An 18188-nucleotide genomic window follows, 5' to 3' on the forward strand; every position below is an offset into this window, starting at 1 on the left:
TGAAATTTTATTTTAGATACTAACTTATCTAGCAGTAAATATTACAACACGGTTCCATTCATCTTTTGCAAATGGTTGTTCTTTATCTCCGCTTGCACGTACTGTAATACGATCCGGAGAGATGTTGTATGTTTTAGTAAGGATATCGGCAACGGCTTGAGCACGTTGTTCTGATAATCTTTGGTTAACAGCAGCCGTACCTGTACTCTTATCAGCATAACCTGTTACAGTAACTTGTACTTTTTGGTTCTCTTGAAGATATTTAGCCGCATTGTATACGTTGATATCTTGGTTGTGTTCCAATTTAGCACTTCCTAACTTAAACACTACTACTGCATTCATCAACACTTCTGTATCTTCTTTCACTACTTCAGTTATGATTTTTGTAGGCTCAGGTTTGTTAGCTAATTGAGTTTTGTAGCTTTCAATCAACCTGTCTTTTTCATTCAACTGAGATAGTTGTTGATTGATTTTGCTGTTCAACGAGTTGATTACAGTTGGGTCTACTACGTCAACTTTTTCAAAACCGCTTTTACCTAATCTGTATGCAAGACCTACCATCACATTCACCGGAATGTCGTAGCTGTCGCCACCTTCTTGTCCATTGAAGTTATCTCTAAGCAAGTTTGCATTAGTTTCAAGGTTAAAGCTCAACTTGTTAGTGAAACGGAAGTCCACAGCCAAACCGGCACGAGGTACTATCATATTTGTTTCAGGAACACCTGCTTTTTCTTTCTTAAATCCATGAGCATATCCAACTCCTAAGATACCAATCAAATTGAAACCTCTATCCGGATTGTATGGTAAGAATAAGTTTGTCAAGCTCAATAATCCGTCCACACTTCCTTGAACATATTCGTTCTTGTAATATGTGTCTGTTGCTTTTACCCAACTTCTGGCTTGCCATCCGGTAGCGTTGATACGAGCTCCTGCAATTGGCGAAAAGAATTTACCAACAGATACTGATGCTGCAGGATTTAAAAGATCACCAAATTTAGCATCTCTTGTGTTTTCGCTAAACATATAAGATCCACCTATTTGTCCTTGGATAAACCAGTTATTCCAAAATCCGTTTTCCTTAATTGCTTTCTCTTGAGAGAAAACTGATACTGCTGTAAACATTATCGCAGCAGATAAAATAATTTTTTTCATCTTAATTTATTGTTTAAAAAATTTATTATTAATTCAAAATTGCTATTTCTCAATCCAGTTTATAATTTTATCTGAAAGCGGACTTTCTTTCGAAGGAGCCATATCCACTAAACTTCCACTTTCATCAATCATATATTTTTGAAAATTCCATAAAACTTTAGAATCTAATTTACCATTTTCTTTTTTTTCAGTTAACCATTTATATATAGGCGCTATATTTTTCCCGGTAACTGATATTTTAGACATAATGGGGAATGTTACACCATAATTTCGTTGGCAAAAATCTTTTATTTCGGCATTTGTTCCCGGTTCTTGTCCCTTGAAATCGTTTGATGGAAATCCGATAACCACAAAATTTTCGTCTTTATACATTTGATACAATTTTTCCAATTGTTCATACTGAGGTGTAAAGCCGCATTTTGATGCAACATTCACAATGAGTACTTTTTTCCCTTTCAAAGAAGACATATCAAATTCTTCCCCATCAATATTCTTAACCTTATAACTATATATATCCTTTCCCTGAGCCATGATTGCACTTATTGAAAAAAAGAGAACAAATAATATTATATAAAAAGATTTCATTACAATTTTCGTTAATTTCCTTATCAATTGCTCTTTTTATAACATATAAGTTCGGGGATTGTTTATTAAGTTCTATAAAAATGTTAGAATCTAGTGTATTTTTGTAATAGTGTTTGTTTCGAAGCGTAAAAGTAGAGTGAATTTTATTTAAACACAATACGTACAAAGTATTATTTTTATATATTTATGTAAAAAAAAGAAAATTTAAACTTTATTGTTTTTTATCATCAATTCATTATATGCATTTGTTTACGTATTGCAAAAACAAATAAAGAGATTTGATTAGTTTTGAAATATGAGATATATTATCTTTGTAAATCAAAATCAAGGAGAAAAAAATGATTACAATTATAGGTATTGAATCTTCGTGCGACGATACTGCCGCAGCCGTTATCAGAGACGGGGTTCTACTCTCAAATATTATCTCAAGTCAAAAAGTGCACGAGAATTTTGGCGGTGTTGTTCCCGAACTTGCATCGAGGGCACATCAGCAAAATATAATTCCGGTAGTGCACGAAGCGTTGAAATCGGCAGGTGTTGACAAAGAAGAACTAAGCGCAATCGCATTCACGCGTGGACCCGGATTGATGGGTTCTCTTCTTGTTGCTACTTCCTTTGCCAAAGGACTTTCTACATCGCTCAATATTCCGATGGTGGATGTAAACCATCTGCAAGCGCACGTATTAGCGCATTTTATAAAGGATGCGGACAATCCTGAAAAGGAGTTGCCATCTTTTCCTTTTCTGTGCCTTCTGGTTTCGGGAGGAAACTCGCAGATAATTCTTGTAAAGTCATACAAGGATATGCAAATCATTGGGCAAACTATTGATGATGCGGCCGGAGAGGCTTTTGATAAATGCGCCAAGGTGATGGGCTTGGGGTATCCCGGTGGACCTATCGTAGACCGGTTGGCTAAATCAGGAAATCCGGATAAGTTCAAATTCAACAAACCACAAATAAAAGGATATGATTATAGTTTCAGCGGGTTGAAAACCTCATTTCTTTATTTGCTCAGGGACGAATTGAAAAACGACCCCGACTTTATTGAAAAAAATAAAGAAGACCTATGTGCATCTCTTCAAAAGACAATCATTGATGTTTTGATGGCTAAATTGTTGAAAGCATCCAAAGATTTAAATATCAAGGAAGTGGCTGTTGCCGGAGGTGTTTCAGCTAATTCCGGATTGCGTTCGGCTTTCGAAGATTTTCAGAAAAGATACGGTTGGAAAATTCACATTCCAAAATTTGGATATACTACCGACAATGCGGCAATGGTTGCCATTTCGGGGTATTATAAATATTTGGATGGCGAATTCTGCGGGATGGATGCCGCTCCGTTTTCGAGGGTAACTGTTTAAGTTGTCACGCCCCAATAAACTCAATTATATTCTCACTATCCGCCCGTCCGGTTCAATGTTATAACTAGCTTTCCTTGAAGATGCTACCTGACCGTTTTTTATAGAGGAAAAGGTCAGTTCTATCTGCAAATCTTCCGTTATCAGGAATGTAGTCTCGTCGCCCGAATATTCGCTGTCATCTCCGTCGTCATACGATGCCGTGTCGATGGTCATTCCCGATATTATCCTGTTGTTGTGTATCACCAACAAGTCGGTGTACGCATAATCGCCACATTCGGTGTTGACCAGCACATAATATTTATTATCCTCCGTTTTTTTCAAGGTAATGTAGTTGATTCCATCATGGCAACTGTAATTTTCCATCCCGTCTACTTTGTTGCACGTATACAGAAAATAATCCAAATCCATCAGGTTTTCGGACGTAATAGGATATTCTACATCAGATCTGTGTTCAAAACAATCTCCGTCCAACGCATTTTCAGGAATGACTATAAACACACCGTCGCCTCTTATTTTATAGCTTTTATAGTCGAAAAACTGGCGGTTTTCGTCTTGCTCCACGGTTGTTACCAGTATGCGGTAATTTTTGTCGATCACGAAAGAAACGTTGGTTCTTTTACTTTTCGATTCGATACGTTCGGCTTCGATCATCAGGTCGGAAACAATGCTATCCTTACATATAGTGAGCATCATGTAGCGATGAGCATACCCTCCGCATTTCATCGGAACAACAATCACGCTGATGGTATCTTGCTTGGGAAATGGAATGTAGGTCAGAGTATCTTTTCCGCAAGCATATTTGTCCAGCCCCTTGATGCCGGAAGCAGATAAGGTGTCTTGTCGTAATTTTGAAAAGTTGATGTTTTTAGAAAATGGTAACAAGATATCGCTATCGGCCAATTTAATCTCCTCTATAATAGTATCATCTATTACATTGAAAGCAGCCTCGGCAGGAACAACGATCTTAATATCCTTTTCCCCGCTGCTATCTTTTCTATTGCTACACCCCCAAAAGAGGAGAATTGGGAAAACAATCCCAAAAAACAATCTCATAGTCTTAAAAACTATCAAATAATCTTAATCAAATATATACAGGTGCAAAAGTATACATTTATTTATTTCATAATATCTAAAGCACAGATTTATTTTTTACATTTGCATGAAATAATTTATAAACAACATTAATCATAGTATGTCATACCTTGTTACCGGTGGAGCCGGTTTTATTGGTTCCAATTTTGTAAAACATTTTCTTTCGGCTCACACAGACAAGCAAATCATAGTTCTTGATGCTCTTACCTATGCGGGAAATCTGGGAACATTGACCAACGATCTGAAAAATCCGAAACTCACGTTCATCAAAGGAGATATCAGAGACAGGGAAGTAACCAACAAAATATTTACGGATTATGATATTGACTATGTGATCAATTTTGCTGCGGAAAGCCATGTTGACAGAAGTATCGAAGATCCCCAACTGTTTTTACAGGTAAATATATTGGGTACTCAAAACCTACTTGACACGGCAAAACAATTCTGGACAGAAGGTAAAGACGAAAACAACTACCCGATATGGAGAAAAGGCGTGAAGTTTTTGCAGGTATCCACAGACGAAGTATACGGCTCGTTGGGCGATGACGGTTTTTTCACCGAGACTACCCCACTCGACCCTCGCTCGCCTTACAGTGCGTCGAAGGCTAGTGCCGATATGATTGTCCGTGCATACGCCGAAACATATAAAATGCCTGTCAACATAACCCGTTGTTCGAATAACTATGGGCCTTATCATTTCCCCGAAAAATTAATACCTCTGATTATCAGGAATATTCTGGAAGGAAAATCGCTTCCTGTATATGGAGACGGCAGCAATGTTCGCGATTGGCTTTATGTGGAAGATCATTGCAAGGCCATTGATGTTGTATTGCATAAAGGCAAAGTTGGTGAAGTTTATAATGTGGGTGGACATAACGAGAAAAAGAATATAGATATCGTTAAACTGGTGATTTCTACCATCCACGATATAATGGATAAACAACCCGAATACCGTTCAGCTTTGAAGAAAAAAGAAGTTCTATCGGACGGAAGTATTGATATTTCATGGATAAATAACGACCTGATAACTTTTGTTCGTGACCGTCAGGGGCATGATCACCGATATGCCATCGACCCTACTAAAATATCAGAAGAGTTGGGTTGGTTGCCGCAAATCATGTTTGACGAAGGTATCGTGAAAACTATCTATTGGTATCTTGACAATCAGGATTGGGTGGAAGAAGTTACTTCCGGCGACTACATGAAGTATTATCAGGAGATGTACGAAAATAGATAGTAAAAAAATGGAACGACTCAAGTCTGTTTTAGCTGACAAAATCATTGATATATCATCGGATGGTGGCTACGATGTAAAAGGACGGATGGATAAAATTCAACGGTTCCGTGAATTTGCAATCGCATGCCAATCTCTTATGGTTAGATATCCTGCCATAGAAGACGAACTGATAGAAATGGTAAATGTAGACGATTTTGATACCAAAAGGGCGTCGTCTCGTGTAGATGCTGTTATCAGGCTGAGCGAAACTCCCACCCCGTCAACTCTTGGCGATGATGTGGAGCAATTGGAGATAATCAACGGGCAATTTGAAGAAGAAAAGACAGATAATAATTATCCCGATAAAATAATATTTCCGGACAAAACCGAAATAGAAACAGCGAGGGGCGATAATTCCCCCATTAACAAGGAAAATATAAAACGGATTATCCAAGTTTGTGTAATTACCCTGGTTGTAGTTGCATTGATTTTTCTCATTGTATTTGTTATAAAAAACATAGTTGCAATACTTTACACCATCGGTGGTATTGCTGTTATCGCTCTTCTTATATGGATTATATTGAAATTCAGAAAAAATAAGGAGTAGCATAGTATTCATTTTAAAACGTAAATATGGACGACCATCAGAAAAGCATCCAGTTGAAAAATTACAATGCATTTAGAACAGAAGCTCTTGCAAAAATATTCTGCGCACCAAATAATGTGGCAGAATTGAGAGAGTGTTTAGAAAAGTATCCAAACGAGAAGAAACTTATCATAGGCGGAGGCTGCAACCTTTTTTTCACAAAAGATTTTGACGGCCTTGTCATTAAGCCTAATATCAAAGGGATTCGTGACGTTTCGGATGACGACGACGATGATGATATTGTTTTTTTGGAGGTGATGGCTTCCGAAGATTGGGACGAATTTGTTGAATATTGCGTAAATAAAGGTTTTTCAGGTCTTGAAAATTTATCATACATACCCGGAACGGTCGGAGCTTCTCCCGTGCAAAATATAGGTGCATACGGGGCTGAAGTGAAAGACTGTATACGTGAAGTGGTGGCTATTGATATAAATACAGGCGAGGCAGTGTCATTTTCCAATGCGGAATGCCAGTTTGGATATCGTGACAGCATTTTCAAGAAAACAAACCGGTACATAATCGTTTCTATTGTGTTTCAACTGAAAAAATCGTTCAGTTATAAACCAAAATATGCTGATCTGAACAAAGAATTGGAAGATGTTGAAGAACCAACAATACAAGACGTAAGGGAGGCGGTAATACAGATCAGGAAACGAAAACTACCCGATCATAAAGAACTGCCCAATTGTGGCAGCTTTTTCAAAAATCCATCCATCGATCCGGAAAAAGCAGATACCTTGTTGGGTATATATCCCGACCTGCCTGTCTATCCACAACCGAATGGTTTGGTGAAAACTTCTGCCGCATTTCTGATCGACAGAGCCGGATATAAAGGCAAACGGATAGGCAATATCGGAACATATCCCAATCAGCCGCTTATCATTGTTAATTATGGGACAACCGACGGAAATGAAATTGTAGGCTTCATGGAAGAAATACAAGAAGTGGTGGAAGAAGATTTTGGTATAAAACTTGAACCGGAAGTAAAAATATTATAAAAACACAGTTACAACTAAAAAAAATATGGCATCTTTTATAATTGAAGGTGGTTGTCGCCTAAAAGGAGAAATAGTACCGCAAGGAGCTAAGAATGAGGCTCTACAAGTGATATGCGCAGTGTTGCTTACACCCGAAGAAGTTATTATTGAAAATATACCTGATATTCTGGACGTAAACAACCTTATTGCCTTATTGAGCGATATGGGCGTAGAAACCAAACGGTTATCGGAAGATACATGGTCATTCAAAGCTGAAAATGTGAATATCGACTATCTTCAAAGTCCTGATTTCTTGAAGAAAAGCGCATCATTGCGAGGTTCGGTAATGATTATCGGTCCTTTGGTTGCCAGATTTGGCTATGCCTTACTGCCAAAACCGGGAGGCGATAAAATTGGTCGTCGTCGCCTAGACACACACTTTATTGGAATCCAGAAACTTGGGGCAAATTTTGACTACGATGTCAACAATCAGATATACAATATATCGGCAGATAAGCTGAAAGGCACATACATGCTGTTGGACGAAGCCTCTGTGACAGGGACAGCCAACATTCTGATGGCCGCTGTATTAGCCGAAGGAGAAACCACCATATACAATGCCGCTTGTGAACCCTATATTCAGCAATTGAGCAAAATGTTGAACCAGATGGGTGCAAAAATATCGGGTGTTGGCTCCAACTTATTACGCATCGAGGGAGTAGACTCTTTATCAGGAACAAAGCATCGTATTCTTCCCGATATGATTGAAATAGGTAGTTTTATCGGTATGGCGGCAATGACCAGTTCGGAGCTGACTATCAAAGATGTAGCTTACGACGAACTGGGTATAATTCCCGATACGTTCCGTCGTTTAGGGATAACCATCGAGCGCAGAGGCGATGATATTTACATTCCCGCACAAAAAGAATATGAGATAGATACCTTTATTGATGGATCAATCCTTACAATTGCAGACGCTCCGTGGCCGGGTCTGACACCCGACCTTATCAGTGTTTTGTTGGTTGTGGCAACTCAAGCCAAAGGTAGCGTACTGATACACCAGAAAATGTTTGAAAGCCGTTTGTTCTTTGTCGATAAACTGATTGACATGGGTGCGCAGATTATATTGTGCGATCCTCACCGTGCAACAGTTATCGGGAATGGGAAACGTTCGATGAGAGCAACAACAATGACTTCTCCCGACATACGTGCGGGTATAGCCTTGCTCATTGCTGCTATGTGTGCCGATGGAAAAAGCACAATCCTGAACATAGAACAAATTGACAGGGGATACCAAAATATTGATACCCGTCTGAATCAATTGGGTGCAAATATCATGAGATTGGATTAAAATCGAATAAAGACTATTGTTCGATTCTCTAAATACAAGGGGCTGTCCAAAAAATCAAAGTGTTACACATCTTTGTCATTCTGAGTGCAACGAAGAATCTGGACTTTCTAAAAACAGATCCTTCACTCCGTTCAGGATGACAAAAAGACACTGAGATTTACTTTTTGACACCCCTCCTTGTAAATATGACTTAATACGTTGATTGTGTTTATTTTAAAGATTCTCTACTTGCAGAAGCTTATCCACCTCCTTTATCCAATTGTCATAATTGAAGCGAGCCAGATTTTCGGGCGCAAGTGAATTGTAATAATCCTTAAGTTGCGGATTGTCAAGAACTTTTTTCATGCCTTGATATACCCCATCGATACTGTTTTCGAGCAATAATCCATATTTACCTTTGGCTATTACATCTTCCGGACCTCCGCAATCCGTAGTCAGAACAGGCGTGCCCAGCGATATGGCTTCAAGCAATACGAGTGAAAAACTTTCCCTTGAAGATCCACACAAAAGCCAATCGGCACGTTTCATATACGGAAAAGGATTCAGAACCCGCCCATACATTTTCATTATGTCCGACAATCCTTCATCCTTAATCAGTTGATTTATATACTCATATTCAGGTCCGTCGCCTAAAATCATTACACGAAAATCGTACCCCTCGTCAATCAGTTTTCGGGTCATTTTCACAGTTCTGTCTACTGTTTTTTCCGGAGATATGCGTGTAACCAGAATGAATACCATACCATTAAAATCAGGTAAACCAGGCACTTGCAATTCCGATTTTTCGGCTATGCCATCAAGGTTCAAAGCATTGTACAGAACCTTTACGTCTGTTTTAAAAATGTTACGCCCATAAATCTCAAAATATTTATCCCGGCACGAATCCGACACACATACAACTTCATCGAAGCGGTTGTATGATAATTCCAATTTCCGCAAATGTCGTTTATTCACCTGCACGGCTAACCAAACTTTCAGCGACTTATACTTATATTCGTGTATAAATGGTTGATTATGTACCCATTGTATTTTAGGCATATTCATTCTGCTGAATACAATTGAATATTGCGTGTCTTTGAAACAAACAATCTGGTCGTACTCCGATCCGTCCATTTTCAGGACAAGTTTTGCATATAAACGGGGAAAAAGAATCATAAAATGCCTGAAAAAAGCATGTTTAAAGCCTTTCTGCATCTTAGGATATATATATTTGATTTGTATTTTGGACGAAACACCCGATAACAATACATTACGTTCCGAAGGATTTGGAAGCAAAAGTGTTACCTCGCATTTTTTTTCTGCTAAATGATTCAAAACATTCACCAGAAGCACTTCTGTGCCTCCCATGTAAAAGCAATCATTAAATATCAGTATCTTTCTCATTTACAATGCGTCTCCCGTACTTCTCAAATATTCCCTCGCCTTTTCAATCATAGAGTCTTTTCCTGCCAATCTTTCCAACTCGTTCATTTCGACGTACAAATCGGGTTCGATGCCAAACTCAAGGTGTTTCATCTCTCTGTTTAACATCGGACAAGCCGAAAAACGGACATTCCATCCATTGGGTAATTCTGACGAAAAAGGTAACCCGCTTCCTCCGCCTGTGCGGTCGCCCATAATAATTGCATTGGGCGCATACTTCATTGCATTCACAAAATCGTTGGTGGCACTGTAACTGCCCCTGTTGGCCAATACCACAACATTTTTCTGATAACGTAAACCATCATACGGCTCAATGTATTTTTTGAAAGGCTTCGAAAAATCGTTATGCCCTTTTCCTGTTTTATGCATTATATAGCCCACATGTGTTTTTTCGTTGACAAAACGTGCCACAATTTTATCAACATTGGTCAACTGGCCACCACCATTACTTCTCACGTCAATTATTATGCCAGAACACAACGAAAGCCTGTCTATAACCTGACTAAGGTTACCGTCCCCGATTCCATCCGAAAAACTTTCATAATAAATGTAGCCTACATTGTCATCCAATATCTTATATTTCAATCCACTGGCTATCATATAATTTGTTCCGAGATAGTTGTCATACAACAAATTTGAATCGAAATTGCGGGGAAAATCTTCATACCATCCCCAAAACCGACCCAAATCGTGACTAGCCGACAGGTTTACATGACCGTCTTTCAGTTCGGTAAGCATTTCTGCCATCATCGAAAAAAAGGCATCCTGACTCATCGTTTCATCTATTCTTATAGAATATTTGTCGTAAATAGCATTCCAATCAATATCCTTATATTCGAAAAAACAATAACGTTCGTCCAATATTTGCCACAACGCATCAAAATTTCCTCTTTTAGTATTATCGTATTCTTGCTCATCGAAGCACGAAAAAAACAGAGGTATGCAACAAATCAGTATGAGTAATCTATATTTCATAGACAAAGTGATGTTTGATTATGGAAGTGTATATTTCTTAAGTTCTTCGAAACTGTACCTGAAATAGTTAAGGTCTATATTTTCCTTTATTTTCAGAATCTTTCCTGTATGCGAAAACTGCCAGATTATCCAGTTTTTTATTTCTTTATCCGAAGGTTCGTTGTGCAAATCGCATATCCAGATGGGATTTGCAGGGAACAAATCTTTTACATATTTTTTGTAACAATCCTTATTCGTATAAATTATGGGACGCATACCATAATGTTCATACAAGGTTTTTTCCAATATCTTCAGTTCTTTTTTCACCAAAGACATATACGCCGTGTCATTCGAATTGACATTGGATGGCGAGTGTTCAACATCAATCGCAGGAATCAAATCTCCCGATTGGCACTTTGCCGTTTTAATAAAATGTTGAGCCTGTTTATATCCCGATACCCCAAACGTATAGAAGTGATACGAGCCTATTTTTATATTATTCTCTTTCGCCAGTTTGTAATTGTAAGGATAATTCCTATCCAAGTGGCCTATTCCTTCTGTCGATTTGATGTATGCAAAAGCTATATTCTCATTTTTCGCTGCCCCCCAGTCTATTATGGGATTGTGATGCGACAAATCTATTCCCTTTACAAAATATTTATTGGAATAATCCGTGTTGTTGAATGAGTTGAACTTTTGTTGATATTTCTTCAGAAAGAAAAAAGCCAAGGCAATCAAAATGAAAGAAATAGCTGCTACAACAGCTATCTTTTTGATTCTTTTCAATTGCTTTTTTTGCATATCTTCTACTAATCAAACAAAACTGCCTCGGATAAAAGCCGCCCTGTCCGGTCTTTTTCCGACAACAACAATTCTTCTGCATCAATTCCCCAATCAATATTAATCTCCGGATCGTTCCATATTATTGAGGCTTCATGTTGCGGAGCATACACATTATCAACCTTGTACGTGAATATCGCATCCTGGCTGAGAACTACAAAACCATGAGCAAAGCCCCGGGGAACAAATAGTTGCTTTTTGTTGTCTTCGGTCAATTCCACAGCAACATATTGCCCGAAGGTTGGGGACGATTTTCGAATATCAACGGCAACATCCAACACACTGCCCTTTATTGCCCTCACAAGTTTTGCCTGTGCAAATTCTCCTGTCTGATAGTGCAAGCCTCTCAACACACCTCGTGTCGATTTAGATTCATTGTCTTGAATAAAGTCTGTTTTCCCCACATATTTTTCAAATTCTTCCAATCGGAACGATTCCATGAAATAGCCACGATCGTCATTAAAAACACGAGGTTCAATAACCCAAACTCCTTTGATTTTCTGTTCTGTAAATTTCATTATATTACTTATTTGCTCTTTTTCCATTCTTCCATATTCTTCTTCACAATCAAAACGATTGCATCCAAAGAGTCTTCCCTGTTTTGCTCCACAGCCTTCCATGCCGAACTAAACGGAAACAACTGAAAACTATGTTCTCCCGTAGAAACACATGCATAATCGGTTCCATATTCGTCGCTGATTACATTCCATATTGTCTGAAATTCTTTATTCAGAAATTTTCCGAAAGCAGCACCTATGGCATTGACAAATTGCTCTTCGTCGAAGAACTTAAAATCGTATTTTTTATTGTTCCACCTGTAAAGCAATTCATCCAAATCTTTAGCAGAATAGTTCTCCAGGTTTTTATCATCCGGCAATGTGCGCAATAGATCATCGGCATCGCCTAAACAATAATTGATGAACTCTTTATCTGCTTCATTCAGATTTATATAATCTTGTTTGACATAATCGACCGTTGTCTTTTTATAATTTACTACCCGTCCTTCCGCTTCAAAAGTTCCGTCTTCGTAGTCCTTATCGTCCAACTCGTTATATTTCTTAGCCATAATCAAATCAATAAACTTAAAATATATTTTCCGTAAGCTGTTTTGTCTAATTTATCTCCTAAGAGTTTAAGCTGTTTATCATCAATCCATCCGTTGCGCCATGCAATTTCCTCTATACAAGCAATATAAAAGCCTTGCCTGTTCTGAATTGTTTCAACAAAATTGCCCGCCTCAAGCAAGCTGTCGCAATTTCCCGTATCCAACCACGCAAAACCTCGTCCAAACAATTCTACCTTCAAACTGTTTTCGCTCAGGTATACTTTATTCAAGTCGGTTATTTCGTATTCGCCACGGGCAGAAGGCTTTAGGCTTTTTGCTTTTTCAACCACAGAGCTATCATAAAAATACAAACCCGGAACAGCATAATTGGATTTCGGTTTTTCGGGTTTTTCTTCCAATGAAATAACCTTGCCATTGTTGTCGAACTCCACAACTCCATACGCCCGGGGATCTTTCACATAATATCCGAAAATACATGCGCCTTTTTCTATTTCGGCAGCACGTTTCAGCATGGCAGAAAATCCTTGTCCGTAGAACATATTATCGCCCAAAATGAGGCAACCGGCTTCACCATTCAAAAAATCGGCTCCCAACACAAAGGCTTGAGCCAAGCCGTTAGGTGTTTCCTGTACAACATAGTCGAACTTCATACCCATATCTTCGCCCGTACCCAGCAATTCACGGAACATGGGCAGATCGCGAGGTGTTGAGATGATCAGAATTTCCCTGATTCCTGCCAACATCAACGTTGATAACGGATAATATATCATCGGTTTATCATAAACCGGCATTATTTGTTTCGATATAGCTTTCGATAGTGGGTATAAACGTGTTGCACTACCTCCGGCAAGAATAATTCCTTTCATCTTGTGTTGTTTAAAATTGTTCTAAAACAAAGATAATATTTTGTATCAAAAAATAAGAAAAGAAAAAGGCTGAACTATAAATTCAACCTTTAGAATATTATCACATACCAAATTTGTCTTTGAGTCGCCTTCGCTCCTCGAACGTTGTTTCTGAACGAAGTGAAGAATTCGGATATTTTCTGTAACAGATCCTTCGTTTTACTCAGGATGACAAAACAATTTATACTGTATTCCAAATAGTTAGCATTTGTTTTCTAAACACTCAACGGGTTACAACTTTCGTCTCGCAGATTGTCAAGACTATTCAGAAAAGAAGAGTCTGTTTCCAAATCAACTTTTCTCACAAACCAAGAATCCGAGTTTTTTATCTTCTCCAAATCACTCATTGTTAACACCTTGGGGCTTTTACCTTCGTCCGACCAATCTATATATCGGTGTATGTTGTTTATTAAACTGTCTTTTAAGGGAGAATTTACCAAAATAGATTGAAAATAAAGTTCATCGGGGCAGCCTGTGTGTTGATTAAACTTCACAAAATCGGGATTTTCGGACGTATATTTCAAAGAATATTTCACGGCATCCAGAGTCAAACACATCCAACACGAACCGTAATAAGGCGTGAGCGGATATTTGCGTTTGAACTTCAATCTATTCAATATTTTTTTCACAAAACGCTTATTTCTGATATCCGATTCGGGCAAGAAATACCAGTATTCGTAGCGCTGCCTTATCATTCTATCCCAAGAACTATCTTTCAATAAATGAAAGTCCAAATAGCTTTTTTCGATATTGGTAGATAGCTGATTAACAATATAATCCATTGATTTTACAGGATAATCCTGACCACTGATAAACAGAATATGAGAATATTTTATATTGGTATTTAATATCTCTTCGTAAGAATTTAGTATTTGTTGCACCTGAGAAAATCTGCCCCAGACAACCTCTACCCTATTCTTCATGAAAGTAACATCTGCGATTATGTCCGAAAAGTTTGAAATATCAACTCTCGCATCCACATTTATATATACGTCAATTTGAGGATGTTGCAGACATGCAACCAATCTTTTCACTAAGTTTGGTTCACGATGAGCGTGGATTAATACAGCAACTTTCATGTTTTTTCTTAAGAGTACTTCTTAACAATTTCCAATACCTGCTTTGCCGATTTTTCCCAAGAGTAGTTTTTTATTTGTTCCAATCCTTTGATTTTAAGCGTCTCCCGCAAATTTTCATCATTTGCCATTTGGTTCATTTTTGCGGTCATATCGTCGATGTCAAGAGGGTTGGCATAAAGGACTGCATCACCGCTTATTTCTCGTAAGGCGGGAATATCGGAAGCTATGACCGGACAACCGAAAGTCATAGACTCCAACGGAGGAAGCCCGAAACCCTCATACAGACTCGGATAGATGGAAAACAGGGCATTTTGATACATTTTCACCAATTCTTCGTCCGAAATATATCCGGGAAGAACAACATTTTCGCTTATTAGCTTCTGCAAATCGGGTGTATTGAATGCCTTAAACTGCATTCCAATGATATAAAGTTTTATAGATTTATCTTCAATCCGGTTAAACGCCTCCACCAATCGAATAAAATTCTTACGCGGGTCCATAGACGAAACGGTGAGAATATATTTTTCAATATTCTCCGGACGCTTATATTTCATTATATCTTCTGCCGATGGCACATCATGAAAAGGAACATTGCTATGAACCACATGTATTTTTTCGGCATCAATCTTCAAGGAATCAACAATTTCCTCTTTCGAAAATTCACTGACAGTAAGAACGGCATGTGCTTTTTTCCCTATCCGTGGAATCATGAAATGATAGTACCGGTTATAATTTTTTGAGAACCATTGCGGAAACCGCTCATGAGAAACATCATGTATTGTAATTATCTGATTATCATAATTGAGAGGCCCACAACCCGAAAAGCTGATTAGCAATGGATTACCAATCTTTTTCAAGTATCTGGGCAGGCTTATTTGTTCCCACAAATGTGTATCAAGCGAACCACATTCGACAGTTCGGAACGAAAACTTATAATCAGGATTTATTTCTTTTGGCCGGGCTACGAAAAAATCCACACCCATTTCGTGCAGCTTGTTGCATATCTCGAAAGCATACCGTTGAATACCTGTTATTTTTTGAGTCAGAAATCTACCATTAACTACAAACATCCGGTTCTTAATCTTTCTGGTTATCTAAAGTCTTATAATATTTTTTGCTGTACCAAGTTCTTTTCAGAAAAAAACGACTGAGGTTTATCCAGAATTTTATCTTGAATAACTCCCATTTTTTGCATTTTACAGATGCGTCTTCAAAATAGTCGGATTGTGAAATTATATTGAAGTATCGCTTCTTTTGCAACATTCCATTTTTCAGGTGTTCTACGTGGTGTGTTACCATTTTCGATTTAGGAAAAGCATAAAACCGCCTCTCTTTGTTATGCACATAAGGGTACTTCAACACATAGCTGGGCACATGTACGGGCATATTTTCCTCTATCGAGATTGATTTGTCCTGATGATCGCGCATATAGTTGGACACATAACACTCCGGAAAACGTCCAAAATCGAACAAGTCGGGATTTTTTTTGATGTAATCGGACTTGATAATCGCAAAATCCGTTGCCACCGATATATATTTATCGTACCAATCGGCGCTAGCCCATACGATATCCGAATCAGTCAATATCTTAGTATATTTCGATATAAGGCTGTCTCCATAGAGCCATGTGTCAGCCTCTAACACCAAGGTGAAATCACAATTTGCCGGAATAAATTTCGCTCCCTCTTTCAATAGCTGCGAGTTACCTTTCAGATGCCCTTCGTTGGCTTCCAACACAACCAACTTATTGATATACGGATATAAAGATTCGTCAACAACATACCCTTTCGATTTTCCGTTGCTGACAACTATCACGAAATACTCATTTTCGGTCCAAGTATCGGCAATGATTTTCAGGTTGTATTTCAAATCTTCAATCCTGTCGTAAACTCTTATAAGAACTGCTATTTTTATTTTGCTATCCAAGTTTCAAGTCCTTTTTTTGTGTATGTATACGGCTGAACATGTCCGCCCCCGCCCAGTTTGTTTAAAGCCTGAGTTACGGAATAACGGGTATTCAAAGGGCAATAGAAGAAAACGAAACCTCCACCTCCGGCTCCGGATATTTTACCTCCGATGGCTCCGGCTTTGATTGCCGTTTCATATATTTCTTCGAAAAACGGCGTGGAAATACCATCGGCCATAGCTTTTTTATACGCCCAACCCTCGTGTAAAATATATCCTATATCGTCGAGCTTGCCTTTCAATATTGCCTCTTTTATTTCGGTAGCCTGCTGTTTTATACGGTGCATGGCCTCGATAGACTGATTTTTCTTATTGGTCACATTTTTTTGTTGTTCAATAATAATGTCTCCCGAATTGCGGCTCGAATTTGTGTAATATAATAATATGTTGTTAGACAACTCATTTATAAGTTCATTTCTTATTCTCAGGGGGTTGACAATAACTTTGTCGTCTCCAAAAAACTCCATGAAGTTGAACCCGCCGAAAGTTGCGGCATATTGGTCTTGCTTGCCTCCGGCCTGTTTCAGGTCAACACGCTCAATTGTGTATGCAAGATATGCAATGTCGTATTCGCCAAGGGGAAGCCTCAGCCATTCGGTATATGCTCCGAGCATTGCAACCGCAAAGGTGGATGATGTGCCCAATCCCGAACCGAAAGGCACTTCAAGATTGCATGTCAAGGTGAAAGACAGAGGTTTATGTACATAATCTTTTACTATCCTGTTATATATACCTTTCATCAGATCGGCTTTGCCTCCGTCGATAGGGAGATATTCGAGCGAATCGTATTCGTAGTATTCGTTATGTGCCGGAATAGTAAACACAATTTTACCATCGTTGCGAGGCTCAATGCTGGCATGAGCATAGAGACTTATTGTTGCATTTAAAATACAGCCTCCATATATGTCGGAATATGGAGAAACATCCGATCCTCCTCCTGCCAATCCTAACCTGAAAGGTGCTCTGCTTCTTATTATCATTGTCTAAAGATATACATATTACTTCTTGCCGAACATTTTTTCCTCTATCACTTCGCAAATAATATGCCCTATTGTGATGTGCGATTCCTGAATCCGTGGCGTATCCGACGATGGAACATTAATGGTGATATCTGCCAATTGCTTCAGTTTTCCACCCGATTCACCCGTAAAGGCTATTGTTTTAAGTCCCAACTCTTTACTTTTTTCAAATGCTTTCACTATATTCTCCGAATTGCCCGATGTGGATAATCCGACCAAAACATCTCCTGCCCTACCTATTCCGCTAATCAAACGGGAGTAGACCATGTTGAACGAATAATCATTTGCTACGGCTGTCAGAAACGATGTATTACAATGAAGGGCATCCGCCGAAAGTGGTTGCCTGTCGAAATAGAAACGTCCGGACAGCTCTGCGGCCAAATGCTGAGCATCGGCTGCACTCCCTCCATTGCCGCAAAAATAGACGGAACCGCCATTTCGCAAACATTCAAGTATGGTATCAATGGAACTTTCAATCTTTTTCTGTAACTCAACATCCTCAATGATAAGTTGTTTCACAGCAATCGATTCCTTTAACCTTCGAGATATTATATTCATTTC

At 38.5% G+C, this 18188-nt stretch carries 19 protein-coding genes; 5 read left to right on the forward strand and 14 right to left on the reverse strand.

All coding sequences use genetic code 11. The features are described from left to right. Positions 1-24: 24 nt before the first annotated feature. Positions 25-1152, reverse strand: coding sequence for an OmpA family protein (locus D0T56_RS05995; protein WP_163319236.1), 1128 nt, complete (start codon positions 1150-1152; stop codon positions 25-27). A 42-nt stretch (positions 1153-1194) separates the two neighbouring features. Further along, positions 1195-1737, reverse strand: coding sequence for a glutathione peroxidase (locus D0T56_RS06000; RefSeq protein ID WP_163319237.1), 543 nt, complete (start codon positions 1735-1737; stop codon positions 1195-1197). Positions 1738-2075: 338 nt separating this feature from the next. On the opposite strand from D0T56_RS06000, the gene tsaD reads away from it, so the two are divergent. After that, positions 2076-3095, forward strand: a complete 1020-nt coding sequence (gene tsaD, locus D0T56_RS06005) for a tRNA (adenosine(37)-N6)-threonylcarbamoyltransferase complex transferase subunit TsaD (protein WP_163319238.1) — start codon at positions 2076-2078, stop codon at positions 3093-3095. Between the two features lie 24 nt (positions 3096-3119). Here the strand turns inward: tsaD and D0T56_RS06010 are convergent, their stop codons facing one another. Further along, on the reverse strand, positions 3120-4148 hold the full coding sequence (locus D0T56_RS06010) for a hypothetical protein (RefSeq protein WP_163319239.1): 1029 nt from the start codon (positions 4146-4148) through the stop codon (positions 3120-3122). A gap of 139 nt (positions 4149-4287) precedes the next feature. On the opposite strand from D0T56_RS06010, the gene rfbB reads away from it, so the two are divergent. From rfbB to murA, 4 genes are read left to right on the forward strand one after another with little or no spacing between them, the layout of a single operon-like run. Continuing rightward, the gene (gene rfbB, locus D0T56_RS06015; RefSeq protein WP_163319240.1) at positions 4288-5424 is read left to right on the forward strand and encodes a dTDP-glucose 4,6-dehydratase; all 1137 of its coding nucleotides are present in this window, start codon (positions 4288-4290) and stop codon (positions 5422-5424) included. Between the two features lie 7 nt (positions 5425-5431). Continuing rightward, positions 5432-6010, forward strand: coding sequence for a hypothetical protein (locus tag D0T56_RS06020; protein ID WP_163319241.1), 579 nt, complete (start codon positions 5432-5434; stop codon positions 6008-6010). Between the two features lie 26 nt (positions 6011-6036). After that, positions 6037-7047 (forward strand): UDP-N-acetylmuramate dehydrogenase, encoded by a 1011-nt coding sequence (gene murB / locus D0T56_RS06025; RefSeq protein ID WP_163319242.1) that lies wholly within the window; start codon positions 6037-6039, stop codon positions 7045-7047. A gap of 25 nt (positions 7048-7072) precedes the next feature. Further along, the gene (gene murA / locus D0T56_RS06030; protein ID WP_163319243.1) at positions 7073-8377 is read left to right on the forward strand and encodes a UDP-N-acetylglucosamine 1-carboxyvinyltransferase; all 1305 of its coding nucleotides are present in this window, start codon (positions 7073-7075) and stop codon (positions 8375-8377) included. A gap of 213 nt (positions 8378-8590) precedes the next feature. Here murA and D0T56_RS06035 read toward each other — a convergent pair whose 3' ends face one another. From D0T56_RS06035 to D0T56_RS06085, 11 genes are all read right to left on the reverse strand, one after another. Continuing rightward, the gene (locus D0T56_RS06035) at positions 8591-9760 is read right to left on the reverse strand and encodes a glycosyltransferase (protein ID WP_163319244.1); all 1170 of its coding nucleotides are present in this window, start codon (positions 9758-9760) and stop codon (positions 8591-8593) included. Next, positions 9761-10774: a S41 family peptidase gene (locus D0T56_RS06040; RefSeq protein ID WP_163319245.1), complete on the reverse strand. Its 1014-nt coding sequence runs from the start codon at positions 10772-10774 to the stop codon at positions 9761-9763. Between the two features lie 18 nt (positions 10775-10792). Beyond that, positions 10793-11554 carry a glycoside hydrolase family 25 protein gene (locus tag D0T56_RS06045; protein ID WP_163319246.1) on the reverse strand — a complete coding sequence of 254 codons (762 nt, stop codon included), beginning with the start codon at positions 11552-11554 and terminating at the stop codon, positions 10793-10795. Between the two features lie 8 nt (positions 11555-11562). Further along, positions 11563-12111 carry a dTDP-4-dehydrorhamnose 3,5-epimerase gene (rfbC, locus tag D0T56_RS06050; RefSeq protein ID WP_163319247.1) on the reverse strand — a complete coding sequence of 183 codons (549 nt, stop codon included), beginning with the start codon at positions 12109-12111 and terminating at the stop codon, positions 11563-11565. A gap of 8 nt (positions 12112-12119) precedes the next feature. Further along, positions 12120-12659 (reverse strand): DUF3806 domain-containing protein, encoded by a 540-nt coding sequence (locus D0T56_RS06055; RefSeq protein ID WP_163319248.1) that lies wholly within the window; start codon positions 12657-12659, stop codon positions 12120-12122. Positions 12660-12661: 2 nt separating this feature from the next. Next, the gene (gene rfbA / locus D0T56_RS06060) at positions 12662-13525 is read right to left on the reverse strand and encodes a glucose-1-phosphate thymidylyltransferase RfbA (RefSeq protein WP_163319249.1); all 864 of its coding nucleotides are present in this window, start codon (positions 13523-13525) and stop codon (positions 12662-12664) included. Between the two features lie 254 nt (positions 13526-13779). Beyond that, complete coding sequence (locus tag D0T56_RS06065) at positions 13780-14643, reverse strand: beta-1,6-N-acetylglucosaminyltransferase (RefSeq protein WP_163319250.1); 864 nt, start codon at positions 14641-14643, stop codon at positions 13780-13782. Positions 14644-14651: 8 nt separating this feature from the next. Further along, positions 14652-15713 carry a glycosyltransferase family 1 protein gene (locus D0T56_RS06070; protein WP_163319251.1) on the reverse strand — a complete coding sequence of 354 codons (1062 nt, stop codon included), beginning with the start codon at positions 15711-15713 and terminating at the stop codon, positions 14652-14654. Positions 15714-15720: 7 nt separating this feature from the next. Beyond that, on the reverse strand, positions 15721-16569 hold the full coding sequence (locus D0T56_RS06075) for a glycosyltransferase family 2 protein (protein WP_185153843.1): 849 nt from the start codon (positions 16567-16569) through the stop codon (positions 15721-15723). Next, entirely contained in the window at positions 16554-17588 is a 1035-nt protein-coding gene (locus tag D0T56_RS06080; protein WP_163319252.1) for a dehydrogenase, read from the reverse strand. Before D0T56_RS06080 ends, D0T56_RS06075 begins: the two co-directional genes overlap by 16 nt. 18 nt (positions 17589-17606) lie before the next feature. Beyond that, positions 17607-18185 (reverse strand): SIS domain-containing protein, encoded by a 579-nt coding sequence (locus D0T56_RS06085; protein ID WP_163319253.1) that lies wholly within the window; start codon positions 18183-18185, stop codon positions 17607-17609. Between the last annotated feature and the right edge of the window lie 3 nt (positions 18186-18188).

The organism is Dysgonomonas sp. 520, from assembly GCF_010501095.1.
GTDB lineage: Bacteria > Bacteroidota > Bacteroidia > Bacteroidales > Dysgonomonadaceae > QVMP01.

Bases quoted from the DNA above. Each gene is read 5' to 3' on its own strand.
- D0T56_RS06040 (WP_163319245.1), bottom strand. From the start codon at position 10,774: ATGAAATATAGATTACTCATACTGATTTGTTGCATACCTCTGTTTTTT.
- rfbB (WP_163319240.1), top strand. From the start codon at position 4,288: ATGTCATACCTTGTTACCGGTGGAGCCGGTTTTATTGGTTCCAATTTT.
- rfbA (WP_163319249.1), bottom strand. From the start codon at position 13,525: ATGAAAGGAATTATTCTTGCCGGAGGTAGTGCAACACGTTTATACCCA.
- D0T56_RS06035 (WP_163319244.1), bottom strand. From the start codon at position 9,760: ATGAGAAAGATACTGATATTTAATGATTGCTTTTACATGGGAGGCACA.
- D0T56_RS05995 (WP_163319236.1), bottom strand. From the start codon at position 1,152: ATGAAAAAAATTATTTTATCTGCTGCGATAATGTTTACAGCAGTATCA.
- D0T56_RS06010 (WP_163319239.1), bottom strand. From the start codon at position 4,148: ATGAGATTGTTTTTTGGGATTGTTTTCCCAATTCTCCTCTTTTGGGGG.
- murB (WP_163319242.1), top strand. From the start codon at position 6,037: ATGGACGACCATCAGAAAAGCATCCAGTTGAAAAATTACAATGCATTT.
- murA (WP_163319243.1), top strand. From the start codon at position 7,073: ATGGCATCTTTTATAATTGAAGGTGGTTGTCGCCTAAAAGGAGAAATA.
- D0T56_RS06055 (WP_163319248.1), bottom strand. From the start codon at position 12,659: ATGGCTAAGAAATATAACGAGTTGGACGATAAGGACTACGAAGACGGA.
- D0T56_RS06065 (WP_163319250.1), bottom strand. From the start codon at position 14,643: ATGAAAGTTGCTGTATTAATCCACGCTCATCGTGAACCAAACTTAGTG.
- D0T56_RS06070 (WP_163319251.1), bottom strand. From the start codon at position 15,713: ATGTTTGTAGTTAATGGTAGATTTCTGACTCAAAAAATAACAGGTATT.
- D0T56_RS06020 (WP_163319241.1), top strand. From the start codon at position 5,432: ATGGAACGACTCAAGTCTGTTTTAGCTGACAAAATCATTGATATATCA.
- tsaD (WP_163319238.1), top strand. From the start codon at position 2,076: ATGATTACAATTATAGGTATTGAATCTTCGTGCGACGATACTGCCGCA.
- D0T56_RS06045 (WP_163319246.1), bottom strand. From the start codon at position 11,554: ATGCAAAAAAAGCAATTGAAAAGAATCAAAAAGATAGCTGTTGTAGCA.
- D0T56_RS06085 (WP_163319253.1), bottom strand. From the start codon at position 18,185: ATGAATATAATATCTCGAAGGTTAAAGGAATCGATTGCTGTGAAACAA.
- D0T56_RS06000 (WP_163319237.1), bottom strand. From the start codon at position 1,737: ATGAAATCTTTTTATATAATATTATTTGTTCTCTTTTTTTCAATAAGT.
- D0T56_RS06080 (WP_163319252.1), bottom strand. From the start codon at position 17,588: ATGATAATAAGAAGCAGAGCACCTTTCAGGTTAGGATTGGCAGGAGGA.
- rfbC (WP_163319247.1), bottom strand. From the start codon at position 12,111: ATGAAATTTACAGAACAGAAAATCAAAGGAGTTTGGGTTATTGAACCT.